Source organism: Paenibacillus glycinis, from assembly GCF_009909185.1.
Lineage (GTDB): Bacteria > Bacillota > Bacilli > Paenibacillales > Paenibacillaceae > Paenibacillus_Z > Paenibacillus_Z glycinis.
The window spans coordinates 177,768-202,433 of record NZ_JAAAMV010000024.1; the positions used below are offsets into that span (position 1 = coordinate 177,768).

22 protein-coding genes and 1 tRNA gene are annotated in these 24,666 nt (G+C 53.6%); 20 read left to right on the plus strand and 3 right to left on the minus strand.

Annotation, left to right across the window (positions count from 1 at the left end; translation table 11 throughout):
• Positions 1-27 precede the first annotated feature (27 nt).
• Positions 28-687, plus strand: coding sequence for a phosphate signaling complex protein PhoU (gene phoU / locus GT019_RS24250; protein ID WP_161746049.1), 660 nt, complete (start codon positions 28-30; stop codon positions 685-687).
• Between the two features lie 556 nt (positions 688-1,243).
• Here the strand turns inward: phoU (GT019_RS24250) and GT019_RS24255 are convergent.
• Positions 1,244-2,143 carry a LysR family transcriptional regulator gene (locus GT019_RS24255; RefSeq protein ID WP_161746003.1) on the minus strand — a complete coding sequence of 300 codons (900 nt, stop codon included), beginning with the start codon at positions 2,141-2,143 and terminating at the stop codon, positions 1,244-1,246.
• A gap of 188 nt (positions 2,144-2,331) precedes the next feature.
• Here GT019_RS24255 and GT019_RS24260 point away from each other — a divergent pair, with 188 nt between their 5' ends.
• From GT019_RS24260 to GT019_RS24315, 12 genes are all read left to right on the plus strand, one after another.
• Entirely contained in the window at positions 2,332-3,297 is a 966-nt protein-coding gene (locus tag GT019_RS24260; protein WP_161746050.1) for a phosphate ABC transporter substrate-binding protein PstS family protein, read from the plus strand.
• 116 nt (positions 3,298-3,413) lie between these two features.
• A complete protein-coding gene (gene pstC / locus GT019_RS24265) occupies positions 3,414-4,349 on the plus strand; it encodes a phosphate ABC transporter permease subunit PstC (protein WP_407945099.1) in 936 nt (311 codons plus the stop codon).
• On the plus strand, positions 4,346-5,233 hold the full coding sequence (gene pstA, locus GT019_RS24270; RefSeq protein WP_161746004.1) for a phosphate ABC transporter permease PstA: 888 nt from the start codon (positions 4,346-4,348) through the stop codon (positions 5,231-5,233). The genes pstC and pstA overlap by 4 nt, the downstream gene beginning before the upstream one ends.
• A gap of 17 nt (positions 5,234-5,250) precedes the next feature.
• Entirely contained in the window at positions 5,251-6,009 is a 759-nt protein-coding gene (gene pstB, locus GT019_RS24275) for a phosphate ABC transporter ATP-binding protein PstB (protein ID WP_161746005.1), read from the plus strand.
• Between the two features lie 25 nt (positions 6,010-6,034).
• Positions 6,035-6,694 (plus strand): phosphate signaling complex protein PhoU, encoded by a 660-nt coding sequence (phoU, locus tag GT019_RS24280; protein WP_161746006.1) that lies wholly within the window; start codon positions 6,035-6,037, stop codon positions 6,692-6,694.
• A 228-nt stretch (positions 6,695-6,922) separates the two neighbouring features.
• Entirely contained in the window at positions 6,923-8,509 is a 1,587-nt protein-coding gene (locus tag GT019_RS32535) for a GGDEF domain-containing protein (RefSeq protein WP_161746007.1), read from the plus strand.
• Entirely contained in the window at positions 8,499-9,671 is a 1,173-nt protein-coding gene (locus tag GT019_RS24290) for an EAL domain-containing protein (RefSeq protein WP_161746008.1), read from the plus strand. The genes GT019_RS32535 and GT019_RS24290 overlap by 11 nt, the downstream gene beginning before the upstream one ends.
• 143 nt (positions 9,672-9,814) lie before the next feature.
• Positions 9,815-12,475, plus strand: coding sequence for a DNA polymerase I (polA, locus tag GT019_RS24295; RefSeq protein ID WP_161746009.1), 2,661 nt, complete (start codon positions 9,815-9,817; stop codon positions 12,473-12,475).
• A gap of 61 nt (positions 12,476-12,536) precedes the next feature.
• Positions 12,537-13,406 (plus strand): DNA-formamidopyrimidine glycosylase, encoded by an 870-nt coding sequence (gene mutM / locus GT019_RS24300; protein WP_161746010.1) that lies wholly within the window; start codon positions 12,537-12,539, stop codon positions 13,404-13,406.
• A 92-nt stretch (positions 13,407-13,498) separates the two neighbouring features.
• Positions 13,499-14,200 (plus strand): sporulation membrane protein YtaF, encoded by a 702-nt coding sequence (gene ytaF / locus GT019_RS24305; RefSeq protein ID WP_161746011.1) that lies wholly within the window; start codon positions 13,499-13,501, stop codon positions 14,198-14,200.
• Positions 14,201-14,295: 95 nt separating this feature from the next.
• A complete protein-coding gene (gene coaE, locus GT019_RS24310; protein ID WP_161746012.1) occupies positions 14,296-14,892 on the plus strand; it encodes a dephospho-CoA kinase in 597 nt (198 codons plus the stop codon).
• On the plus strand, positions 14,889-15,467 hold the full coding sequence (locus GT019_RS24315) for a lytic transglycosylase domain-containing protein (protein WP_161746013.1): 579 nt from the start codon (positions 14,889-14,891) through the stop codon (positions 15,465-15,467). Before coaE ends, GT019_RS24315 begins: the two co-directional genes overlap by 4 nt.
• Positions 15,468-15,549: 82 nt before the next feature.
• On the opposite strand, the gene GT019_RS24320 is transcribed toward GT019_RS24315, so the two are convergent.
• Positions 15,550-15,765, minus strand: coding sequence for an alpha/beta-type small acid-soluble spore protein (locus GT019_RS24320; RefSeq protein ID WP_161746014.1), 216 nt, complete (start codon positions 15,763-15,765; stop codon positions 15,550-15,552).
• A 143-nt stretch (positions 15,766-15,908) separates the two neighbouring features.
• Here GT019_RS24320 and nrdR point away from each other — a divergent pair, with 143 nt between their 5' ends.
• Positions 15,909-16,373, plus strand: coding sequence for a transcriptional regulator NrdR (gene nrdR / locus GT019_RS24325; RefSeq protein WP_161746015.1), 465 nt, complete (start codon positions 15,909-15,911; stop codon positions 16,371-16,373).
• 171 nt (positions 16,374-16,544) lie between these two features.
• Positions 16,545-16,620: transfer RNA gene (locus GT019_RS24330), tRNA-Ala, on the plus strand.
• A 124-nt stretch (positions 16,621-16,744) separates the two neighbouring features.
• Here the strand turns inward: GT019_RS24330 and GT019_RS24335 are convergent.
• Entirely contained in the window at positions 16,745-17,935 is a 1,191-nt protein-coding gene (locus GT019_RS24335; RefSeq protein WP_161746016.1) for a site-specific integrase, read from the minus strand.
• 661 nt (positions 17,936-18,596) lie between these two features.
• On the opposite strand from GT019_RS24335, the gene budA reads away from it, so the two are divergent.
• The 5 genes from budA (at position 18,597) to GT019_RS24360 (ending at position 24,653) form a co-directional block, all read left to right on the plus strand.
• Positions 18,597-19,634, plus strand: coding sequence for an acetolactate decarboxylase (budA, locus tag GT019_RS24340; protein WP_161746017.1), 1,038 nt, complete (start codon positions 18,597-18,599; stop codon positions 19,632-19,634).
• A 170-nt stretch (positions 19,635-19,804) separates the two neighbouring features.
• Positions 19,805-20,797: a ketol-acid reductoisomerase gene (gene ilvC, locus GT019_RS24345; RefSeq protein ID WP_161746018.1), complete on the plus strand. Its 993-nt coding sequence runs from the start codon at positions 19,805-19,807 to the stop codon at positions 20,795-20,797.
• A 344-nt stretch (positions 20,798-21,141) separates the two neighbouring features.
• A complete protein-coding gene (locus tag GT019_RS24350) occupies positions 21,142-22,098 on the plus strand; it encodes an ABC transporter permease (protein ID WP_161746019.1) in 957 nt (318 codons plus the stop codon).
• A 22-nt stretch (positions 22,099-22,120) separates the two neighbouring features.
• Positions 22,121-23,008, plus strand: a complete 888-nt coding sequence (locus GT019_RS24355) for a carbohydrate ABC transporter permease (RefSeq protein ID WP_161746020.1) — start codon at positions 22,121-22,123, stop codon at positions 23,006-23,008.
• A gap of 55 nt (positions 23,009-23,063) precedes the next feature.
• Positions 23,064-24,653 carry a type 2 periplasmic-binding domain-containing protein gene (locus GT019_RS24360; protein ID WP_161746021.1) on the plus strand — a complete coding sequence of 530 codons (1,590 nt, stop codon included), beginning with the start codon at positions 23,064-23,066 and terminating at the stop codon, positions 24,651-24,653.
• Positions 24,654-24,666 lie beyond the last annotated feature (13 nt).

A 24,666-nucleotide genomic window follows, 5' to 3' on the forward strand; every position in this document is an offset into this window, starting at 1 on the left:
GAGAAAGGAAGAACAACAGAAGCCATGATGACGAAACGGAAAGAATTCGATCACGGTCTCGAAGAATTGAACGCGCTGATCGTGGAAATGGGAAGCCGCGTCGAAGCGGCCATCTCACAGGCGATGAACGCGCTTGAGACAATCGATGCGACGGAAGCGCGTCGTATCGTGCAGGAAGACAAAGAGCTCAACAAGATCGAAGAGAAGATCTCCGAGATCGGCTCGACGCTGATCGCGACGCAGCAGCCGGTAGCGAAGGACCTGCGCCGCATCCTCGTCGCCTTCAAAATCGCCAGCGACCTGGAACGGATGGGCGATCTGGCCGTCGACGTCGCCAAGGTCGTCATTCGCTTGGAAGGACAGGCATTGATCAAGCCGCTGATCGATCTGCCGCGCATGTCGCAAATCGTGCAGATGATGACGCGCGAATCGATCCAATCGTTCGTGGAAGAGAACGTGAACATGGCCTACAAAATGGCCAAGGACGACGATCTCGTCGACGCGTTGTTTTCGCAAATCACCCGCGAGCTGTTCTCGCTGATGATGGAGAATCCGAAAACGATTTCCCAAGCGAACCTGCTCAGCTTCGTCGGTCGGTACATCGAGCGTTTCGCGGATCACGCGACCAACATCGGCGAATCCGTCGTTTACCTCGTCACCGGCGTAAGACCCGATCTGAATTCCTAACATGAAGAGCCGTTTACCGAAGCCGCGCAGCGCTTCCGTAAACGGCTCTTATCGTTTTCTTGTCGTCTGTTAGCAAAAGCAGCTGCACCAAGCAGCTGTAAAAACCAACTTCGGCGGCAAAGAACAAGCCGCCCCCCAACAAGCCAGCCAATGGCGCAGGCTTGTAAAAAAGGCGGCAATCACGCGCCGCCCCAAGCAAGCCAGCCAAAGGCGCCGGCTTGTAAAAAAAGGCGGCAAATACGCGCCGCCCCCCCAGCAAGCCAGCCAAGGGCGCCGGCTTGCGACAGCACTCCAAAGGTAAAGCGTGTCCCGCCAGGGACGAAAGCGAGGACAAGCGCGGACGGACACCAAGCGCGTCTCTGAAGCGGAATACGTTCCCATGGTCCCGGAGGGACACCAGGCTGCACGCGAGCGCGGACGTTAAGTGTGTCCCGCCAGGGACGAAAACGAGGCCCGGCACAATCGTAACTCGGGTGCGCTTCTCTGTAACGCCGACGTTATACCATCCGGGTGTCCAGAGGGCCGGGGCCCTCGGGGTCCCCCTGGAGAGGGGGATTTAGGGGGTCGTCATACTCGCACGCCGGCCCAACAGCGAAACGACGCGCTGCATGAGCGACTGGTTCCAATAATCGCTTCGCCAAGCGGCCGTCAGCTTGACGGAGACCGGGTAGCCGGGCATCGGAACATGGTGCACCCGTTCGTTCGCGCGGGCGGCGGCCGCGGCGGGCAGCACGGCAAGGATGCCGTTCGCCGCCGCGGCGTCGAGGACCATATCGACGCGATCGGTAGACCAATCGGAGGCGAGCGTCACCTTCTCGTGCTGCTCCCATCCGCGAAGCGCTTCCTGAAGCGCCTTGTCCGCAAGCTCGACAAAGCGGTGATTGGCAAGCTTGTAAGGCGGCAATACCGCGTTTCCCGCGAGCGGATGCTTTTCGCCCATGAAGAGCAGCAGCGGTTCTTCGGCCAGCTCTTCGTATTGAAAGTGAGGGACGGCGGTTCCTTTGCCGGAGAAGCTTCCGCCGACCATCAGATCGATGGCGCCTACGTGAAGCTGCTCCAGGAGCGCGTCCTGGTGACCGGTAATCAGTTGAATGCGCATATGGGAGACATCCGCCGCCTCCGCGTGCCAATCTTGGCCGAACAGCAGGGAGGAAGCGGCATCGGTGCTGCCGATGAAGAAACCGTTCTTGCCGTGTTCGCGGTACGATTGGAACCGGGCCTCCGCTTCTTTGTACAGCTTATTGATCTCGGCGGCGTAGCGAAGGAGCATGCGCCCGGGCTCCGTCAAGAGCACCTTGCCGGTTTTGATTTCGAAGAGCGGGACGCCCCATTCCTCTTCGAGCTTCTTCATGTGGAAGCTGACCGTCGGCTGTCTAACCCCGATTTCCTCGGCGACGGCGGTCACTTTTTTGAGCTCGTCCAGCAGCACGAGGATTTGCAATCTTAATATACTCATGATTTATTAACCCCTCAACAGTCGTTCTATACAATTAGTTTATTATAACCGCATATTTTATTCAATTTTTCTATGCAGATTTAGCATTCCGTTAACACTAAGAAAATCTCAAATTAATAAGGGAACCGTACAATATGTCTTGTAAACAAATAAACCGCGGAAATAGCGGAAGGAGAAAAGGAACTAAAATGAAAAAAGCATTATTCATTGTTGTAGCTTTGATGTTGACGATTGGTCTTGCTGCTTGCGGCTCTAACAATGGGGGGAACGGCAACACTACAAATAACGGCACGACAAACACGGGCAACGCCACGAACGCGGGCGGCAATAACGCAGGCGGCGACGCTGCGCTTAGCGGTTCGATCCTGGCTTCCGGCTCCACGGCGCTTCAACCGTTGGTTGACCAAGTTTCCAAGAAATTCATGGAAGATTCCAAATACAGCGGCATCACGGTTCAAGTACAAGGCGGCGGCAGCGGCACAGGCTTGACGCAAGTCGAAGCCGGACAAGCTAACATCGGCAACTCCGATATCTTCGCGGAAGAGAAGTTCGTCGATGCGGACGCCGACAAAGCAAAAGAACTGGTTGACCACCAAGTAGCGGTCGTAGCCATGGCTGCAGTCGTTAACAAAAGCGTAACGGTCGACAACCTGACGAAAGCGCAACTGGTCGACATCTTCACGGGCAAAGTCACGAACTGGAAAGAAGTAGGCGGCGAAGACGAAAAAATCACGATCATCAACCGTCCAAGCAGCTCCGGCACGCGCAAAACGTTTGAAAAATACGCACTTGGCACGGCTTCGCAAGATATCGCGGGTTCCATTCAAGAAGATGCTTCCGGCACGGTTAAAAAATACGTAACGGATACGCCTGGAGCAATCGGTTACCTGGCCCTTTCTTACCTGGACGACACGGTTAAAACCGTGAAATACGAAGGCGTTGAACCGAAAGAAGAAAACATCGTTGCCGGCACGTATCCGATCTGGGCTTACGAGCACATGTACACCAAAGGCGAGCCTGATGCCGTAACGAAAGCATTCCTGGACTACATGGTAAGCGACGAAGTGCAAAATGCGGACGTTGTCGAACTGGGCTACATTCCAGTCGGCAAAATGCAAGTAAAACGCGATGCAGCGGGCAACATCACGAAGTAATCGCTGAACGCAGACCCCTAATTTAAAACGAAATATCGAGTCAGTCATAAGAGGTGGAGCTCTCCGCCTCTTATTGGCTGTCAACGAACATGTTGGAACGAGGAGAGATGAGACGAATGGAGCAGCCCGCTGTGAACGATCAGTCCCGCGTAAAACCGAAAACAGAACGAACCATGGCTAAACCTCATGTGATGGAAGAATGGGTAGGCAGGGTATTCACGACATTGTGCATCGTCGTGCTTGTCGTCACGATCGCCGCGATCGTCTACTTCGTAGCTTCCCGAGGTTTGGCTACGTTTATTACGAACGGCGTCAGCCTCAGCGGGCTGCTTAGCGGACTCAAATGGGATCCGGAAGGCGAAATTCCGCTCTATGGCGCGCTGCCGTTTATTTTCGGCTCCTTCAGCACGTCGCTGCTTGCGGCCGTTATCGCCGCGCCGCTCGGCTGCTGCGCCGCGGTATTCATGACGCAAATCATGCCCGGACTTGGCAAACGCGTGCTTCAGCCGGTCATCGAGCTGCTTGCCGGCATTCCGTCCGTCGTATTCGGCTTCGTCGGCCTCAGCATCGTCGTTCCGTTCCTGCGCTCCGTTTTCCCCGGCCAGGGGATCGGGATCGCGGCCGGCTCGATCGTGCTGTCCTTCATGATTTTGCCGACGATCACGACGATCGCCACCGACGCGCTTTCCAATCTGCCGCGCGGATTGAAAGAAGGCTCGTTCGCGCTCGGCGCGACCCGCTGGCAAACCATTTACCGCCTCGTCATTCCGACGACGCTGCCGGCGCTGCTTACGGGCGTCGTGCTTGGCATGTCCCGCGCGTTCGGGGAAGCGCTCGCCGTTCAGATGGTCATCGGCAACGCGCCGCATATCCCGCACTCGCTGTTCGAATCGGCATCGACGCTGACAAGCGTGATCACGCTCGACATGGGCAATACGGTCATGGGCTCGGCTCATAACAACGCGCTCTGGTCGCTTGCCTTGATCCTGCTTGCCATGACGTTCGTCTTCGTCTTCGTCGTCAGATTCCTGGAAAGGAGAAATAACCGATGAGCGCCAAAACCGCAGATCGTATCGCAACAGCCGTCATCATTGCAATATCCGGCATTATCGTCCTCCTGCTCGCGGGGCTGCTCGGTTATATTCTCTTCAGGGGCTTGCCGCATATCAGCTTTCATTTCTTGACTTCGGGTCCGCAAACGATCAAAGCGGGCGGCGGCATCGGGCCGCAATTGTTCAATTCCTTGTTCCTGCTGGTATTGACGTTGATCATCACGATACCGCTCGGCCTCGGCGCCGGAATCTACATGAGCGAATACGCGAAGCCGGGCAAGCTGACGGATTCGATTCGTCTCATCGTCGAAGTCTTGTCGTCGTTTCCTTCCATCGTCGTCGGCTTGTTCGGCTTGCTCGTGATCGTGAACGTGTTCGGACTCGGCTTCTCGCTGTTCTCCGGCGCGCTGGCTTTGACGGTCTTCAACCTGCCGCTTATGGTTCGGATCACGGAACAAGCGATGAAGGGCGTGCCGAGGGAGCAGAAGGAAGCGAGCTTGGCGCTCGGCCTCTCGCGCTGGAAAACGATCACGTCCGTCATGCTGCCGATCGCCATGCCGGCGATCGTGACGGGCACGATTCTTGCCGCGGGACGCGTATTCGGCGAAGCGGCGGCGCTGCTCTTCACGGCGGGCATGAGCTCGCCGAGACTCGATTTCACGAACTGGAATCCGCTCAGCCCGTTCTCGCCGCTTAACCCGTTCCGTCCGGCCGAGACGCTGGCGGTTCATATTTGGAAGATCAACAGCGAGGGCTTGGCGCCCGACGCCACGCAGATCGCCGCAGGCGCTTCGGCCGTTCTCATCATCATGGTGCTGATCTTCAACTTCGGCGCGAGATGGTTCGGCAGGTACTTACACCGCAAATTTACGGCGACCAAATAAGGGGAGAGTGAGCAAGCATGCAAGCAACGGGAATGTCAGCCAACAACCTCAGCGTCTTCTACGGGGAGAAGGAAGCCATCAAGAGCGTATCGCTTGAATTCGCGCCCCGAGAGGTCACCGCGCTTATCGGGCCATCGGGCTGCGGCAAGTCGACGTTCCTGCGCAGCCTGAACCGGATGAACGATACGATCGGCGGCGTGCGGACGAAAGGAGAAATATGGATCGACGGCGAAAATATTAATGACCCGGGTGTCGATGTCGTTCTGCTTCGGCAGAAAATCGGCATGGTGTGGCAGCGTCCGAATCCGTTCCATAAATCGATCTACGAGAATATCGCTTTCGGTCCGCGCTATCACGGCATCCGCAAGAAAAAGCAGCTGGATGCCATCGTCGAGGAATGCCTGCGCAAATCCGCCCTCTGGGAGGAAACGAAAGACCGTTTGCATTCGTCGGCCCTGGCCCTGTCCGGCGGCCAACAGCAGCGGCTCTGCATTGCCCGCTCGATCGCCGTTCAACCAAAGGTGATTCTCATGGACGAGCCGGCTTCGGCGCTCGACCCCGTATCGACGGCGAAGGTCGAGGAGCTGATCGCGGAACTCAAGAAGGATTTCAGCATCATCATCGTGACCCATAACATGCATCAGGCAGCGCGCGTATCGGACAAAACCGCATTTTTCTATATGGGGAAAGTCGTCGAGTATGATAAAACCGATAAGATTTTTACGAATCCTTCCGAGAAGGCCACGGACGATTACATCTCCGGCCGCTTCGGTTAAGGCACACTAATTGGGGGCGCTGCGCGTGATTAGACGGAAAGAGCTTGACGATGGCCTGGAGCAATTGAAAGGCATGCTGATCGAAATGGGGACGCGGGTGGAGAAAGTGCTGGGCGATGCCATGCGCGCGCTCGAGAATTTGGATACGCTCGCGGCAAGGCGGATCATCGCAGACGATATCAAGCTGAATCAGATCGAAGAAAACGTCGATCTGCTCGGCGCGCGGATGATCGCCACGCAGCAGCCGGTCGCGAAGGATCTGCGGCGCATTCTCGTGGCGTTCAAGATGGCCAGCGATCTGGAGCGCATGGGGGATCTGGCCGTCGACATCGCCAAGGTCGTCGTGCGCCTGGACGGCCAAACGCTCGTGAAGCCGCTCGTCGACCTGCCCCAGATGGCCGAAATTTCGCAGCAGATGATTCGGGAATCGATCCAGTCCTACGTGCAGGAGAACGTGAATTTGGCCTGCAAAATGGCAAAGGACGACGATCAGGTCGATGCTTTGTTCAGCCAAGTGGTCCGCGATCTGTACGGCCTCATGATGGACAATCCGAGGACGATCACGCAGGCCGGCCTGATCAGTTTCGTCGGCAGGTATATCGAACGGATCGCCGACCATGCGACGAACATCGGCGAAAGCGTCGTCTATCTCGTAACCGGCAAGCGCCCCGACTTAAACGCGTAGTGTTCGAAGATCCAGACGGCTGGAAAGCGCTGGATCTTTTTTATTTGCGCAATGCTAAGTATTTATTTACTTTATTTGTATATTCACGCTCGGGCGAAGCGATATTTCCATGATTTATGATATTTTTTACATATAATTAACAAAAGAACAATTCTCTCTTCACAATATTCCCCTACAATAGCCCTATAAGATAGTCAATACGACTTATGCCTAAGAGGGATGATCCCCGTGGATGAAATCGGTTATGGACTTTTAGACCGTACGATGATACATCGGCTGACGGAGCAATGGCATTACGGAGGCGTCGGCGTCATCGTCGTGCATTTGCACGGCAATGCGTCCGCTTCCGTGCACGAGACGCTGACGGGTTGGATGAACGACCAGCGGCGCCTCATCTGGCGGTACAGGATGGAGAACGATTTCTTCTATTTTCTTCAGCGCGGAAAGTCGGAGGAACAATTGGACAGGCTGATCCACCGCGCGGTAGGCGGGCTGCAAGAACGGTTGAAACGCGCCTATGCCCGAGAGGATAACCCGCAAACCGGCGGCAAGGAAGCGAAGGTTGCCGATTTCGCGATCGGCCATGCCTTGGCCTACCCGTCGAGCATCGGCCGGTCCGCGGAAGCGACGATTTATTATGCCGTCAAGGAGGCGCTGTCCGCGGTCATGCGCCTGCGGATCCTGCAGGAGAATGCGGCGGTGTTCGAGCAGTCCGCGGCGGAAGAAGCGGATTACTTCAGCGGCCCGTCGTTCCAGGATATGCAGGAGCCGCGGCCGTCCGGGATGCCGGACAGGCGTTTAAGCCAGCCGTCTCCCCGCGCGCAGCACGGGGTGCCGACCTTCCCGATCGGCGAGCTTGCGAAGTCGATTCCGACGTTCCATCCGAACTCGCTCGTCTCCGACCTTGCGCGGATGTTCGAATCGAACCAGCAGGTGCAGGGAGCCGTCATCGCCAGCGAAGGACGCCCGCTCGGTCTCGTCATGAAGGAAAACATGAACCAGCTGCTTGCCGGACAATTCGGCCTGCCGCTCTATTGGAACCGTTCCATCGCCAAAATCATGGATGAAGAGGCGCTGGTGGTGGATGCCAACTGGCCGGTGGAGCAAGTGGCCCAAATGGCGATGGCCCGCGATATTTCGCGTTTGTACCATGTCGTCATCATCACGCGCGACGACCAGCTGATCGGCGCGGCTTCGGTCCGTTCCATACTGGAATGCATGACGCAGCTGCGGACGGAAGAAGCCCTTACCGCCAACCCGTTGACGGGCCTGCCGGGCAACGCGGCGATCCAGCGGGAACTGCAGCGCAGGATCGACGCCAATCGGCCGTTCGCCATCGTTTACGCGGATCTGGACTATTTTAAATGGTACAACGATTGCTACGGATTCAGCCAAGGCGACGAGCTGATCCGGTTTTTGGCCGCGGTTCTGCAGCATGTCACGGGATTGGCCGGCGGGAAGGACGATTTCATCGGCCACATCGGCGGGGACGATTTCATTCTCTTATCGGAAGCGGCGGATGCGGAGAAGCTCTGCCGGCTCATGATCGCGCGGTTTAACGCCGGGGCCGAGGCGTACTACGGCGGCTCCGAGGTCCCCGCCGTGACGGACCGCGGCGGCAATCCGGTCGCGCAGCAGGGCGTCACCTTGTCCTTGTCGCTGCTGTTGTGGGACGGCGTGGAGCAGGTCACCACCGCCGTCATCTCGCAGGCGGCGGCGCGTTTGAAGAAGCAAGCCAAATCGATCAGCGGCAGCGCCTACGTGTCGGGCAGCGTATATGAGAAGCATCTAGGAGAGGGAAAACGTGAACGTTAGAAAAGACAGCGGCGGGATGGGCATCATCTATTTCGCCTGGCATGGCAAAGCGCAGGAGAGAGCGGAAATCAAAGGCCTGCTGAAGGCGAATTGGCGACGTTTCGCGGAGAAGGTATTGGACGAGAGCATAACGGTCGGTTTAAACAGGGTGTCCCGCATGTGGATGCGGGACGATCTGTTCGTTTGTTTCGCGCTACCGCAAGAACGCAAGGACATGCAGGAGGAGCGGCTGCTCGAGATCGGCAACGATCTCCAGCTGGATTGGGAGCCCCGGTTCATGGACGCGGCATTCGGCGGGCGCGTCCCGGAGCTCCGTTTGCATGCAGGCGTGTCGTTTCTCGACGGGGCCATCGCCTCCGAGGAGGAACGGCTCTACGACGGCATCAAGCGGGCGATCGTTCACGGGCAATCGACGGGCGCGGCGGAACGGAGCTTGAAACGAAGGGAGCTCGAGCAAATTTTGGAGGAGCGCCTCATCAAGCCGGTGTACCAGCCGATCCTCGCGCTGCAGCAAGACGGAGACACGCTTTACGGGTATGAAGCGTTATCCCGATTGCCGGGCAGCCGCTGGTTCGACGGACCGCTGGGCATGTTTCAATTCGCGGATCAAGAGGGATTGACGTACGCGCTCGACCGGCTGGCGCGCGAGAAAGCGATCGAGGGCTGCACGGGACTGTCGAACGGACGCAAGCTGTTCATCAACATCACGGCCAAAATCATGAACGATTCGTCGTTCTCGCCCGGCCAGACGCTGCTGCTGCTGCAGCGGTACGGCTTGTCGCCGCATCATGTGGTGTTCGAGATCACGGAGCGGACGTCGATCGAGGATTTCGACGCGGCGAAGCGGATACTGCAGCATTACCGCAATCAGGGCTATCAAATCGCCATCGACGACGCCGGCGCCGGTTATTCCTCGCTGCAGTCGATCGTCGAGCTGAAGCCCGATTTCATCAAGATCGACCGTTCCCTGATCAGCGGCGTTCATCTGGACAAGATGAAGGCGCATCTCGTGCAAACGTTCTCGGACTTGGCGGCGAAGATGGACGTCAAGCTCATCGCCGAAGGCATCGAGGAGCACGAGGAGCTGCGGTATATTCGGGACCTCGGCGTTCAATACGCGCAGGGGTTTCTGCTGGGCCGGCCGGAGCCGTTCGGCGAATAGCATTTCGGTGGGCGGGGGGACGCTCCCCTTCCCGGCACGATGAGGCTTTCCTAATATTCGCGGACGCGGATATGTTGGGAAAGCTTGTTTGCTTTATGCTATGATAAGTGCTAGGGAAAATAAAGGTGAGGTGTGCCTCTCGGATGGATAAATGGGTATTGATTGACGGAAACAGCATCATATACAGAGCGTTCTTCGCATTGCCGCCGCTCACGAATTCGGCCGGGCTTCATACGAATGCGGTCTTCGGCTTCACGACGATGCTGCTGAGGCTGCTCGAGGAAGAAAAGCCGACGCACATGCTCGTCGCGTTCGATGCCGGCAAAGTGACGTTCCGCCACGAGGGCTACGAGGATTACAAGGGCGGACGGGAGAAAACGCCGCCGGAGCTGTCGGAGCAGTTCCCCGTGTTGAAAGAGCTGCTTCGTTCCTTCGGCATCGCGCAGTACGAGCTGGCCGGCTACGAAGCGGACGACATCATCGGCACGCTCAGCCGCCTCGCGGACGAGCGGGGCGTGGAGGCGCTCGTCGTGTCCGGCGACAAGGACATGCTCCAGCTCGCGTCCGATCATGTGACGATCGCGCTCACGCGCAAGGGCATCAGCGAGGTGGAGCGCTACGATCCTGCCGAGATCAACGAGAAATACGGCCTGAAGCCGCTGCAGATCATCGATCTGAAGGGACTCATGGGCGATACGTCGGATAACATTCCCGGCATTCCGGGCGTCGGCGAGAAGACGGCGCTGAAGCTGCTGCACGAATACGGCTCCGTCGAAGCGGTGCTGGCGAACGCGGCCGAGCTCAAGGGCAAGATGCGCGAGAAAGTCGAGACGCATCAAGACAGCGCGCTCATGAGCAAGAAGCTCGCGACGATCTTCCGCGAGGTGCCGCTCGAGAAGCAGCCGGACGAGCTGACTTACGGCGGCTACGACGCGCAGACGCTGGCGGACATGTTCCGCAAGCTCGAGTTCAAGTCGCTCATCGAGCGCCTGGAGCTGCCGGGCGCGGCGAGCGTGGACGCCGCAGCGGTCGCCGCCGCCGCGACCTACGAGGTCGTCGCGGCGGGATCGCTCGACGGGCCTGCGCTCGCGGCGATGCTGGCCGCGTCGGACAGCGTCTACATCGAGGCCATCGGGGACAACCCGCACCAGGCGAGGCTGATCGGCCTGGCTGCCGCGAGCGGCGAACGCATCGTCGTGGCGACGTACGACGATCTCATGGACGAGAAGCTGTCCGGTCCTTTGCGCGGCTGGCTGGAGGACGAGCACGCGCCGAAACGCGGCTACGACCTGCACAAGGCGGAGCTGGCGCTCGGCTGGCTCGGCATCGCGCTGCGCGGGATCGCGTTCGATGCGCTGCTCGCGGCTTATCTGCTCGATCCGACCGAATCGAGCCAGACGCTGGCGGCGCTCATCCAGCGTCACGGCCTCTCCGCCATTCAGACGGACGAAGCCGTTTACGGCAAAGGTGCCAGACTTGTCGTGCCGCAGGGGGACGTGCTGGCCAATCATCTGGCGGCCAAGGCCGACGCGGTGCGCCGGCTCGTGCCGCTGCTCGCCGAGCAGCTGGAGCAGGGCCATATGACCAAGCTGAACGACGAACTGGAGCTGCCGCTCGCCGTCGTGCTGGCCGGCATGGAGAAGCAGGGCATTCAAGTCAATCCGGCCGTGCTGGAAGAGCTCGGCGCGGAGCTTGAGCGGGGCATCTCGCAATACATGAGCGATATCTACGCCCATGCCGGCATGGAGTTCAACATCAACTCGCCGAAGCAGTTGGGGGAAGTGCTGTTCGAGAAGCTAGGGTTGCCGGTCATCAAGAAAACCAAGACGGGCCATTCCACGGATGCCGAGGTGCTGGAGAAGCTGGAGCCGTATTCCGAGATCGTGAAGCTGATCCTTCAATACCGTCAGCTTACGAAGCTGCAATCCACGTACGTGGAAGGACTGCTTAAGGAGATACGTCGCGATACGGGCAAGGTGCATACGTACTACCGGCAGACGATCGCGGCGACGGGCCGCTTGTCGAGCCAATTCCCGAACCTGCAGAACATTCCGATCCGGCTGGAGGAAGGCCGCCGCATTCGCAAGGCGTTCGTGCCTTCCGAGCCCGGCTGGTCGATTCTGGCGGCGGACTATTCGCAGATCGAGCTTCGCGTCCTGGCGCATATCTCGGGCGACGAGCGGATGAAGGAAGCGTTCATCGCGGACACCGACATTCATACGAAGACGGCGATGGACGTCTTCGGCGTCTCGGCCGATGAAGTGGACGCCAACATGCGCCGCCAAGCGAAAGCCGTCAACTTCGGCATCGTATACGGCATCAGCGACTTCGGGCTGTCGAATAACCTCGGCATCTCGCGGAAGGACGCGGCGCGCTTCATCGAGCAGTATTTTGCCGTGTTCGAGGGCGTTCGGGCTTATATGGACAATATCGTGGCGCAGGCGCGCCGCGACGGCTACGTGACCACGCTGCTGGAGCGCCGCCGCTACCTGCCGGAGATCAAGGCGTCGAACTTCAACCTGCGTTCCTTCGCGGAACGGACGGCGATGAACACGCCGATCCAAGGCACGGCCGCGGACATCATCAAGCTCGCCATGGTCAAGATGGACGGCGTGCTCCGCGAACGCAAGCTGCGCAGCCGCATGCTGCTGCAGGTGCACGATGAGCTCGTCTTCGAGGTGCCGGCCGACGAGCTGGAGCTGATGAAGACGCTGCTGCCGGAAGTCATGGAAAGCGCGCTGAAGCTGGACGTTCCGCTGCGGGCCGATGTCAGCTTCGGCGATAATTGGTACGAAGCGAAATAGGACATTCGTCCGATCCTGTCGTATAATGGAGATTGAACCATTGGCAGGGGAGGAATTAGGAATGCCGGAATTACCTGAGGTGGAGACCGTTCGGCGAACGCTGAACGAGCTTGTGGGGGGAAAGCGGATCGAGCGGGTTACCGTCACGCTTCCGAGAATCATTCAGCGGCCGGCGGAGCCCGAGGCTTTCGCCGCGGCGCTTGCCGGACATACGATTCAGAGTGTGGAGCGCAGGGGTAAATTCCTTCGCATACTGCTTGACGGGCTCGTGCTCGTCTCGCATCTGCGCATGGAAGGGCGCTACGGCGTATACAATCAGGATGAACCGGTGGAACTGCATACGCATGTGCGGTTTCACTTCGACGACGGCATGGAGCTTCGCTATAAGGATGTCCGTCAATTCGGGACGATGCATCTGTTCGCGCCGGGCGAGGATTTGACGCATGCGCCGCTTAACAAGCTGGGCATCGAGCCGCTGGCCGATACGTTTACGCTGCAGGCGTTCAAACGCGAGGTCGCGCACCGCACGACGAAGATCAAGCCGCTGCTGCTGAACCAAGCGTACGTCGTCGGCTTAGGCAATATCTACGTCGACGAGGCGTTGTTCACGGCAGGCATTCATCCCGAGCGCACGGCGGATACGTTGAGAGCTCCGGAGTGGGTCCGCTTGTACGATGCGATCCGCGCCACGCTCGGCCGCGCTGTCGATGCCGGCGGATCCTCGATCAAGTCTTACGTGAACGGGCAGGGCGAGATGGGGATGTTCCAGCATCAGCTGCTCGTTTACGGCCGGGACGACGATGCGTGCTCGCGGTGCGGCGCCACGATCGTCAAGACCGTGGTCGGAGGCCGGGGCACGCACACCTGTCCCGCCTGCCAGCCGCTGCCGGGAAAGAGAGGCAGGCCGAAGGCCGGCCTGCGCGCCAAATAAGTAAGGCACGAGTGACGCTAAGCCGCATATGATGTACCATTCATGTTTTCTAGGCGAATGCACAGATTCGTCTTCATGGGAGGGACATCAGGGTGCTCATTCATGCTTTTTCCTTGGTTTTGCTTGCGTTTGCCGTCAGTTTGGATGGATTCGGCGTCGGCGTCACATACGGATTAAGGCGTATCCGCATACCGTTGTTATCGATCTTCATCATCGCTTTCTGTTCCGGGTTGGTCGTGTGGCTGTCCATGCAGCTCGGCGCTTTGCTGACCGGGTACATGTCGCCGATGACGGCAAAATGGATCGGCGCCATCCTGTTGATGCTGATCGGCGGGTACGCCCTCATCCAGTGGTGGCAGCGCAGGCGCGAGAATGCCGATTCGGCGGACGACGAACGAATTCCCGAAGCGGCGGCCGATATCAACGCGGCTTCGGCCGAGGCCGCGACCGCCTCGACGATCGTGATTTTGGAGCTCAAGCGTCTGGGCATCGTCATTCAGATCCTGCGAACGCCGCAAATCGCCGACGTTGACCGTTCGGGCGTCATCTCGTCTTCGGAAGCGATCCTGCTTGGATTCGCGCTCTCGCTCGACAGCTTCGGCGCCGGACTCGGCGCCGCGATGGTCGGCTTCAATCCGCTGCTCACCGCGCTCGTGATCAGCACCGCAAGCGGGCTGTTCCTGCTGGCCGGCATGCGGCTCGGATTTCGGTTCGCTGCTTGGCGCGGCATGCGCGCGATGTCGGTATTGCCGGGCATCATGCTGATCGTCATGGGCTTGATTCGACTGATGTAGACGCTGCTGGATATCGTTGCCGCTACCACATAAATGGACGTCCGGAACCGCGCCTGAAAATAAAGAAGAGTGTACTTACTTACGAGGTGAATGCGTTGAAACTGGGATTAACCGGCGGGATCGCCTGCGGCAAAAGCACCGTATCCGCGATGCTTGTTGCCCGTGGCGCAAAGCTTGTCGATGCCGACCAGGCAGCCCGGGAAGTCGTCCTTCCCGGCGAGCCTGCGTTGGAGGCGATCGCCGCCGAATTCGGACAAGCCGTCCTGAACGAAGACGGCACGATGAACCGGGCGGAGGTCGGCAAGCTTGTTTTCAATGACCGCGATCGGCTGAACGTCTTGGAATCGATCCTCCATCCCGCGATTCGAAACCGGATGTGGACGCAAATTCGCGCTCACGAAGCGGAGGATCCCGCACAGCTGATCATCGCGGATATTCCGCTGCTGTACGAGACGGGACAAGCCGATCTCTATGATGCCGTCATGGTCGTGTATGCGCCGAAGACCGTTCAAGCGGAGCGCTTGATGACGCGGAACGGCTTGACGCGCGAGCAGGCGGAACAGCGGATAGACCTTCAAATGGACATCGAACAAAAACGAAGCCTGGCGGACGTCGTCATCGACAATAGCGGCACCTTGGACGATACGAAGCAGCAGGTGGAGCGGTTTTGGCAGGAGCAGGGATTGCCATGAAGAAACGCCGATTGCGCAAGCGCGTATTTCTCATCTTGATCTTGGCTTTGCTTGCGCTGTTGTTCGTTCGTTCGGAATGGATGAGCCGATGGTTGTATCCTTTGCATTACCGCGCGGAAATCGCCGCAAGCGCGGATAGTTACAAGCTGGACGCGCATCTGGTCGCGGCCATCATACGCGTGGAGACGAATTTCAAACCGGAAGCCGTGTCCAAGAAAGGCGCGATCGGCATTATGCAGCTTATGCCCGATACCGCGAACTGGGCGATCCAGAAGGGCGGATTTACCGATATCACGGCGGAGAAGGTTTCGCAAGAACCGAGTGCCGGCATCGAGGTCGGATCCTGGTATCTGAATGAATTGAGCGCGCAGTTCAAGGGGAATATGTATAAAGTAATCGCGGCGTATAACGCCGGACCCGGGACGGTCAACCGCTGGCTGGCCGACGGCACGTGGGACGGCGAACCCGGGACGGTGGAGCAGGTCCCCTACGGGGAAACAAGACACTATATACAGCGGGTTATTTATTATTATAATAAGTACAAGAAGCTGTATCCCGACATGCTCGACGAGTAAGGTTTTTTGCGTAAAACGCGAAAAAACTTTGGCCGGCCGCCTTTATCGGCAACCAGCCAAAGCTTGTCGTTTCGATCATCTATTAGCCGCGACCTGCAAGAGATTGCTCTGCGATCTGAACCAATTTACGAGTGATGCTGCCCCCGATGGAACCGGCATCTTTCGTGGTGATGTTGCCATAGTATCCATCTTGAGGAAGAGAGATACCAAGCTCTTGGGCCACCTCGTATTTCATTTGGTCCAGTGCAGCGCCAGCTTGTGGAACTACGAGTTGATTGCTTCCGCTGTTGTTAGCCATTCGTTCGTTCACCTCCTTGCGGTTGGTAACTGTATTATGTGCGTTATCCCTTTTTTCATTACAGGTAACGTTTGGGAAATGATTCAATCGGTCCGGCGCAAGCCGGAAAGAATTCGCATCGCGAGTAGACGGAGGATTAGACGATGAAATGCCCGTACTGCGACAATGCTGGAACGAAAGTGCTGGATTCCAGACCCGCTAACGAAAATAAATCGATACGCCGCCGCCGTGAATGCGAAAAATGCACGCGGCGGTTTACCACCTTCGAGATGATCGAGGAAACCCCGCTGATCGTCATCAAGAAAGACGGGAGCCGTGAGGAATTCAGCCGCGATAAAATTTTGCGCGGCTTGATCCGAGCCTGCGAGAAGCGGCCCGTATCCGTCGATCAGCTTGAAATCATCGTGTCCGAGGCGGAGAAAGAATTGCGCACCACCGCGCAGGCGGAGGTCGAGAGCCGCGAAATCGGCGAGCTTGTCATGTCGCAGCTCTATCCCGTCGACGAAGTGGCCTACGTCCGATTTGCTTCGGTGTATCGTCAATTCAAGGATATCGACATGTTCATGAAAGAGCTCAACAGCTTGCTGTCCAAGGATCCGATGGCGTAGATTCGGAGTTGAACTTGCAAGCTGAAGTGCGCTGGTTGGTTTATGGTTGTTAATGGAGGAGCGCGGCTTCCGTGTTCCTCCGGTTTCAACCAACACAGCAAAATTAATGAAAAAAAAGCTTGTACAAACCATTGTGGCATGCTATAATATTTCTTGTCGCCACTTTAATACGGGGCCTTAGCTCAGCTGGGAGAGCGCATCGCTGGCAGCGATGAGGTCAGGGGTTCGATCCCCCTAGGCTCCACCAAAAAACAAACGCCGAAATCCTTGGTAATCAAGGGTTTTTTTGTGTTTTTAAAAGATGATCTGCAATAATGTTACGGCAAATTGTTACCTTGGGGACGGCTTGGGGACGAAAAAACGATGCACGATCATGCATCGTTTGCTTTAAGGGGATTTTCCTTTTTTGGGGACAAAATGGCGTTAAACGTATTTGCTGCCAAATGATCAGCACTTAACAATGAATGACCGTAGATATTCATGGTCGTTCGAATATCTGCATGACCAAGCCTTCCGGCAATTGTCTTTGCATGGACACCTTGGTTAATAAGCAAAGTTGCCGATGTATGTCTAAGGTCATGGAAACGAATTGGCTTCAGTTTTTTTCGTTTTAGGAAGCGACGAAGCCATGTTCCAGGTACAGTATGGTAATAAGGTTTTCCATGCCATGATGAGAAAATGAAGAAGTGTTCGCCGCCTTCCCAAAGATCATCAAGTTGTATTCTTTCATGGTGGGCTTTTGCATGGAATTGCATCAAATCTTGAATTAGTGCTTCCGGGATTGATACTTTCCTTATTGAGCTTTTTGTTTTCGGAGGTTTAATAATGTGTTTTCCCTTGACGTAAGTCAAGGACTGTTTTACATCAATAACACCCTCGTGTAGATTAAGGTGTTTCCACTCAAGAGCTAATAATTCCCCCCGTCTGAGTCCAGTTGTAAGTGCCAGTGTAATCATAAGCCTCCATTGAATAGGTTCATTTATAATCGCTTGTAACAATGTCGATACTTCAGATTCGTTGTAAACATCGACATTTGTTTTAGAAATTTTAGGTCTTTTTATTGCTTCAACAGGATTGATCTTGATAATTCTCCATTCAACTGCACGGTCGAAGATATCCTTCAGGATACGGTGAATGAACCTAATCGTGGTCGAAGACAGTCCCCCCGATTTACCGTCTTTTCGTGCCCCTTCCTGCTCCAATGTCTTTAGTAAACTCACGATATGCATTGGATTAATTTCATCTAGTCGTTTATTAGCAAATGAAGGAAGAATATGATTTTTCAGCATATGTGAGTAACTTTCCAGTGTTTTAAGTTCTAAATGCTTGATACCGTATTTTTGATTCCATTCTTGAACGAAAGTAGAAAAAGTCATTTTTTCGGGTGCAATGTATTCTCCGGCTTCTACTTCGACTTGGAACATAGCTAGTTTTTTTTCAGCTTCTCGTATGCCTGAAGCCTTGATGGTTTTTGATCGTTTGATTCGTTTACCAGCACTATCGTAACCCGCCTCCACGATCAACCTGTATGAGTTTTTGCTTCGTTTTTCTATGCTTGCCATCCTAACTCCTCCTATTAAAAGTGTTATAGAAAGAGTATTCCCTATTAGGAATAACTAGATACTTACGGTTTCATATCTTAAAGCCAGTATGAAGAAGTGGTGAAAGTAGAACAGCCGATCGCTGGGAGGTTGAGATTCGGGCATACGGAAATATGGGTGAGGTAACCGTCACCAACATGGTTCGATATTTACACATCTCGACTTCGCGCTCGCGATTCTCGTAGGCTTTTGTCCATGTACGTAACCTGTTCGTCTTCTAATATATTTAAAAAATTCTCGTTTCTCATTGAGAATGTTATATCAAAACGGGAAACATCCAAAATAAAAAACATTGCTGAGTCTTTAAGACTAAATCGGTGCAATCCAGTTCCCGCGTTTCATGCTATTTTAGTGCATTTGGACCGGTTGAAATGAGGATTGATATGCTGTGGTTAAAATAAATAAATTAAGCTGATTATTTATTGATATATTTATTTATTTGCTTGTATTTTGCGATTTGATTTATAGCTATTTCGAGAATACAATGTGTAAAGTCAATGTTTATTGACTAATAAATAAACAAATGAAATGGTTTCTAAAGGAGTGTGAAAATGAATTAAAAACTATTATCGCCATTTTTTCTTTTTTAAATGATTATTCAACTAGCTTAGGAGGCGTATGAATGAAGAACAGAAGAATGCTCATTTCAACCGTTGCTTTGTTGTCGTTAGTCTTGGCAGAGACACTCACCGCTTTTGCATCTGGCAGCGCGCCGACAACGTTAGCAACAGCTGAAGCAAAAGTGACAGAAGCCGAGAAAGCACAGGCAGCGGCAGCGTCCAAGCTAGCAGAGGCTGAGGCATCTAAAGCGGCTGCAGAAGCCAAGCTGGCAGAAGCGAAGTCAACTAAAGCGGCTGCAGAAGCCAAAGTGGCAGAGGCTAAAGCTGCTAAAGCTGCTGCGAAAGTTCAACTTACGGAAGCTGAATCGGCGAAAGAGAAGATCAGTAGAAATAACAGTACCTTATACCAGTATTCGGCGATTAATGCGCTGATGCAAGGACAATTTGATGGAGATAAAACGCTTGGTGAAGTGGCCGAACATGGGGATACGGGGCTCGGGACGTTCAATGGGGTAAATGGCGAGTTAACGCAGATGGATGGTAAATTCTATCGATTTGATAATAACGGGCATTTTCTCCAGGTAGATAATAAGGAGAAAACGCCTTTCGTGTCCACGGTATTTTTCCAAAGCGAGAAAACAATTGAGGTTGGGCAAATAAATGAATTTGCGGATCTCACGAAAATTTTGTCTGCTCAAATGAGCAAGAAAAACAATTTTTATGCATTTAAGGTTCACGGTACACTGAACTACTTAAAAGTTCGTTCCGAGCCGAAGCAGGAGAAGCCTTACCCAACCCTTCCCAAAGTGTTGGAAAACCAATCCGTCTGGGAATATCAAAACGTGACGGGTACGTTGGTCGTATTCTACACGCCAAACTACGCCGCTATGCTGAATGTTCCAGGTTTCCACGCACACTTTGTAAGCGACGATAAGAAAATCGGCGGTCATGTGTTGAATCTGAAAATGGTCTCGGGTACCGCACAGATCGATCCAATCGAAAAGCTGCAAGTAGAGCTCCCGCAATCGCCCGAGTTCCACGATACGGATCTGACCCAAGTCGATCCAGCCGATGTTCATAACGTTGAAACGGATCACTAACGTTTAACTTTAACTTTTTCTCTTGAGATGGAGTAGCGGTCACGCAAGGAACCAACGCTCGTTTGAGAGGGGGTTAGAGCTGCGGGCGATTCGGGTACCGATCGATTGGTTCGGTCGCCGCGGTTGCAACACCCGATTAACAGGGTGAATCAAAGGAGGCATTTCTTACAATGGCAGTTCAGTTGTATTATGAAAAAGATGCAGATCAAAGCGTTCTGCAAGGCAAAACGATCGCAGTCATCGGTTACGGTTCCCAAGGTCACGCGCAAGCGCAAAACCTGCGCGACAGCGGACTGAAAGTCATCATCGGCCTGCGCGCCGGCAAATCCGCCGAGAAAGCCAAAAACGACGGTTTCGAAGTGTTGTCCGTAGGCGAAGCCGTGAAGCTGGCCGACGTCGTGCAAATCCTGATGCCGGACGAAACGCAAGCCCGCGTGTACAAAGAAGAAATCGAGCCGAACCTGAAACAAGGCGCAGCGCTCCTATTCTCCCACGGCTTCAACGTGCACTTCGGTCAAATCAAAGCGCGCAAAGACAACGACGTATTGCTCGTCGCTCCTAAGTCGCCGGGTCACATGGTTCGCCGCACGTATGTCGAAGGCTTCGGCGTACCCGGTCTAATCGCGGTCGAGCAAGACGCGACAGGCAATGCGCAAGCAATTGGCCTGGCCTATGCAAAAGGCATCGGCTGCACGCGCGCAGGGGTTATCGAAACCTCGTTCCGCGAAGAAACCGAAACCGATTTGTTCGGCGAGCAAGCCGTTCTCTGCGGCGGCGCGACGGCACTGGTCAAAGCAGGCTTTGAAACGTTGGTCGAAGCAGGTTATGCGCCTGAAATGGCCTACTTCGAGTGTCTGCACGAGCTGAAGCTCATCGTCGACCTGATGTACGAAGGCGGCTTGTCCACGATGCGCGATTCGATCTCCAACACGGCGGAATACGGCGACTACGTAACGGGTCCTCGCATCGTGACGGACGAAACGAAGAAAGCGATGAAAGCCGTGCTGACGGACATTCAACAAGGCAAATTCGCGCGCGACTTCATCTTGGAGAACCAATCCAACAACGCGTTCATGTCGGCTACCCGCCGCAACGAAGCGCAGCATCCGATCGAAGTGGTCGGCGGCCAGCTTCGCGAACTGATGCACTGGATCAAGAAGTAATGCTTTCGTGCCGGTCGGCGTGGTCTATTCTTGAAAAGCCAACGATTACAAAAAACGACCACCTCTAGCGGCAGTTTATATAACTTGATGGCAAATTACGCGGCTGTTAAGTAACAGCCCTCAATCCGATATGGATCGAGGGCTGTTTGTCATGAAGATGAAATATCGCCCACACTCTATTAGGCATCATTACGACGACAGTAAAAATACATCATTTTTTGTAAAGATAAATCATTAATATTCATGAAAATACGCGCTACAATAAGTGCAATTAAACAAACCGCTGAGAGAGCGAAAGCGCATTCTTGGTGCGTATGTCAAACAAGAGAAAGCAGGAGATGAGCATGAGTGTTGTTCTTGAGCAAGCAGGATTGGGCATCCGGAATCCGCGTAAGAAATCGCGCTTCCTTCCCAAGTTGATGAAGCAGAGGTTTCTCTTCTTGCTGTTAATGCCCGGAATGATATACTTTTTGGTCTTTAAGTATGGTCCGATGTATGGGATATTGATTGCTTTCAAGGATTACAGTCCCCAGGACGGCGTATTTTCTAGCCCATGGGTAGGATTCAAGTACTTCAGAGAGATGTTCGAAATGAAATATTTTTGGACGGTTACGGCAAATACCTTGAAAATCAGCATCTTAAAAATTGCCATCGGCTTCCCCGCACCGATTATTTTTGCATTATTGCTGAACGAGATAGTCTCCAATAAATTCAGGAGAATTGTGCAAACGATTTCATATCTTCCGCATTTTCTTTCATGGGTAATTGTTGCCGGCTTGATCTTTCAGCTCGTTTCTCCCAGTTACGGTGTCTATGGCTTGATCTGCGAAGCGTTTGGCTGGCAGCCTCGCGTTTTATTGGGCAACGGCGAGTCGTTCCTTCAGATTCTTATTGTTTCCAATGTATGGAAGGAAATCGGCTATGGCAGTATCATTTATTTAGCGGCCATTGCCGGGATTAACTCGGACATGTATGAATCGGCTGTTATTGATGGCGCGGGGCGCTTTAAGCAGTGCCTGTACATTACGATTCCAAGTATTTTGCCTACCATCTGTATGCTCTTTGTCCTGGGGCTGGGCGGAATTCTGGACGGTGGATTCGATCAAATCTTTAACCTTTACAATTCCATGGTGATGCCAACTGCCGATATTATCGATACGTTTGTGTATCGCGTCGGTTTGGTAGACATGCAGTACAGCTTCTCCATCGCCGTTGGCATCGCGAAAAGTGTAATAGCGCTTGTCCTCGTCTTATCTTCCAATTGGATTGTAGGCAAGCTTTCGAACTATACGGTTTTCTGATCAGAAAGGGAAGAATGTGCATATGAAAAAAAACGCAAGTGAAAAGATATTTAATGTTGCTAATATAGGGTTGATGTTATTGATTTGCTTAACGATAGTTTTCCCTTTTGCACAGCAAGTCGTAATCTCCATTAGTCCTCCTAATGAATCGAGCAAAATCGGGCTTCATCTGTTTACGAGCAACCCCACGTTTGATGCGTATAAGCAAATTTTTAGTACCGGCTCTTTACTTGAGTCTTATTATTGGACGATTCTACGTACGGTCTTGGGAACCGTTCTTACGGTTGTCGTATCGGCCATGCTGGCCTATCCGCTGTCCAAACGGTATTTTCTAGGCAGAAAAATGTGGATGAGTATCGTTCTATTTACGATGTTTTTTGGAGGAGGATTAATTCCGACGTACTTGCTGGTCAAAGAATTAAACATGCTCAATACAGTCTGGTCTTTAGTCATCCCTGGTTTATGCAGTGCCTATACGATTGTGATTATTAGGAATTTCTTCACGTCCCTTCCTGTTGAAGTCGAAGAAAGCGCATACATGGATGGGGCGAACGATTTTTCAGTGTTTTTTAAAATCATCCTGCCTTTGTCGATGCCTATCATTGCAACGGTGACATTGTGGTCGATGGTTGGCCAGTGGAATTCCTGGTTTGATGCCATGATTTATATATCCAACGGAGAAATTAAAGTCTTGCAAATTATTTTGAGAGATGTCCTTAACAACGCACAGGATGCAGCGCTGGCCAACGTCATGGGGATTGAAAATGTCGATATGTCCGGCCAAAGATATACGGCTGAATCGGTGAAGGCAGGGATCCTCCTCGTCACGACGCTCCCGATTATTATGGTTTATCCCTTCCTGCAAAAATATTTCGTGAAGGGAATTATGATTGGCGCCGTAAAGGGCTGATAAAGGTTTCAAAAGCTAGTCAACATATACCATCCATGTAAAGGGGAAAATGTCAATGAAACTTGTCAAAAGCGTTTCTGTTGCTTTAGTTTTTACCACGGCCGCTATTTCTGTTCTAGCGGGATGTTCCTCGCTGAGTAATGACGCAAAAAAAGGAAAGTCCGAGAAAACGACAATCAATATTTTTACGACGAGAATTCAACCCGATCCGAATTCAGAAGTCTTACGGCAAATGAATGAAAATTTAGGCGTGAATCTCAAGATCACGGCAGTACCTGATGCGGACTATGACACCAAGCTGAACTTGTTCGTCGCTTCCGGCGAGATGCCCGACGTGTATGGAGGCTATATTACAAGCAGTAAGGCGCTTTTTGATTCAGCTGCATCGCTGACGGAAGAGGAAGTAAAGCAATATGCCCCCAATATCTATGCGTCATTCGTAGCAAGGGCAGGCAATCAAAAAGACCACATTATCGATCTTTGGTCCAGAGATGGGAAGCTCAAGGGATTTAGCAATGGAGCATTGGGCAATTCATTGCCTTACGGCGTCGCCTTACGAGCAGACATTTTGAAAGAACTTGGAGTGAGTACGCCCGAAACGATTGCCGATTGGGATATCCTGCTGAAAAAGTATAAGGAAAAATATCCGAACTTTTATCCGATTACGGTGCAGAACGGCGGAGAGGCCCAAGCGATGTATTATTTTCTGTCCGCTTATGGCGTACGGCGCGATGCATGGATTTATAAGGATAACCAAATTCAATATGCACCATTTATGCCTGGCATGAGAGAGGCATTGATTCAACTCAACAAATGGTACAAAGCTGGCTATATCAATCCAGAGTACTACACAATGTATCAGAATGCATCGGCGCCTGTCGACGAATTTGTTAATAATAATGCGCTCTTTTACCAGTATTACAATACCACCCTTCAAATCGATCCGCCATTTGATGAAGGAAGCATCGGTGCCAAGCTAACGGCAAAATACCCGAATGCTAAACTGGAATGGGCGCCGTTCCCGACGCTGGGAGATGGCGGCAAGGCCATCGTTGCGAACGCACCAATGTTTACCAACATCGTCTTCTTCAACAAGAAACTGGAGAAAGATCGGGATAAGCTGCATACGATCATGACGGCGTGGGATAAAGTTTTCAGCGATCCGGAGACGTACACGCTTGCCAAGTATGGCTTGAAGGATACGCACTATACGCTTGTTAATGACGCTCCTGTAACCAAACAGGAATTTTCAACGAACGATGCCAAGGCTAAGGAGGGTTTCGGATGGCCATTTATGGGTGCTTTTGATGCCACGGATGAAGTGAATGCGAAAATGCTTCCTTCTTTCGTAAAAGAGAACAGACAGAAATTGCTGTTTGACGACAACGGACTGTACAGCAAGAAAAACGTGGACTACCTCGTCACCACGGATAAACCGACGGTAGAGGGTCCAATTACATCGGAGTCCGGCGAAAATTTGGATGGCAAGAATCAAACATATGCCACGCAATGGAACACCATGTTTACTTCCGTTATCGTCGGAGAGAAGACGATAAAGGATTTCGACGCTTTCATTGCTGACTGGAGGAAACAGCTTGGCGATGAATTGGTAAAGAACGCCAACCGTCTGTATAACAAGAAGTAAGGAGAACGTTGAA

Excerpts from the sequence above, each read along its gene's own strand:
- phoU (WP_161746049.1), top strand. The coding sequence starts at position 28 with ATGACGAAACGGAAAGAATTCGATCACGGTCTCGAAGAATTGAACGCG.
- GT019_RS24255 (WP_161746003.1), bottom strand. The coding sequence starts at position 2,143 with ATGAGTATATTAAGATTGCAAATCCTCGTGCTGCTGGACGAGCTCAAA.
- GT019_RS24260 (WP_161746050.1), top strand. The coding sequence starts at position 2,332 with ATGAAAAAAGCATTATTCATTGTTGTAGCTTTGATGTTGACGATTGGT.
- pstC (WP_407945099.1), top strand. The coding sequence starts at position 3,414 with ATGGAGCAGCCCGCTGTGAACGATCAGTCCCGCGTAAAACCGAAAACA.
- pstA (WP_161746004.1), top strand. The coding sequence starts at position 4,346 with ATGAGCGCCAAAACCGCAGATCGTATCGCAACAGCCGTCATCATTGCA.
- pstB (WP_161746005.1), top strand. The coding sequence starts at position 5,251 with ATGCAAGCAACGGGAATGTCAGCCAACAACCTCAGCGTCTTCTACGGG.
- polA (WP_161746009.1), top strand. The coding sequence starts at position 9,815 with ATGGATAAATGGGTATTGATTGACGGAAACAGCATCATATACAGAGCG.
- mutM (WP_161746010.1), top strand. The coding sequence starts at position 12,537 with ATGCCGGAATTACCTGAGGTGGAGACCGTTCGGCGAACGCTGAACGAG.
- GT019_RS24315 (WP_161746013.1), top strand. The coding sequence starts at position 14,889 with ATGAAGAAACGCCGATTGCGCAAGCGCGTATTTCTCATCTTGATCTTG.
- GT019_RS24320 (WP_161746014.1), bottom strand. The coding sequence starts at position 15,765 with ATGGCTAACAACAGCGGAAGCAATCAACTCGTAGTTCCACAAGCTGGC.
- nrdR (WP_161746015.1), top strand. The coding sequence starts at position 15,909 with ATGAAATGCCCGTACTGCGACAATGCTGGAACGAAAGTGCTGGATTCC.
- GT019_RS24335 (WP_161746016.1), bottom strand. The coding sequence starts at position 17,935 with ATGGCAAGCATAGAAAAACGAAGCAAAAACTCATACAGGTTGATCGTG.
- budA (WP_161746017.1), top strand. The coding sequence starts at position 18,597 with ATGAAGAACAGAAGAATGCTCATTTCAACCGTTGCTTTGTTGTCGTTA.
- ilvC (WP_161746018.1), top strand. The coding sequence starts at position 19,805 with ATGGCAGTTCAGTTGTATTATGAAAAAGATGCAGATCAAAGCGTTCTG.
- GT019_RS24350 (WP_161746019.1), top strand. The coding sequence starts at position 21,142 with ATGAGTGTTGTTCTTGAGCAAGCAGGATTGGGCATCCGGAATCCGCGT.
- GT019_RS24355 (WP_161746020.1), top strand. The coding sequence starts at position 22,121 with ATGAAAAAAAACGCAAGTGAAAAGATATTTAATGTTGCTAATATAGGG.
- GT019_RS24360 (WP_161746021.1), top strand. The coding sequence starts at position 23,064 with ATGAAACTTGTCAAAAGCGTTTCTGTTGCTTTAGTTTTTACCACGGCC.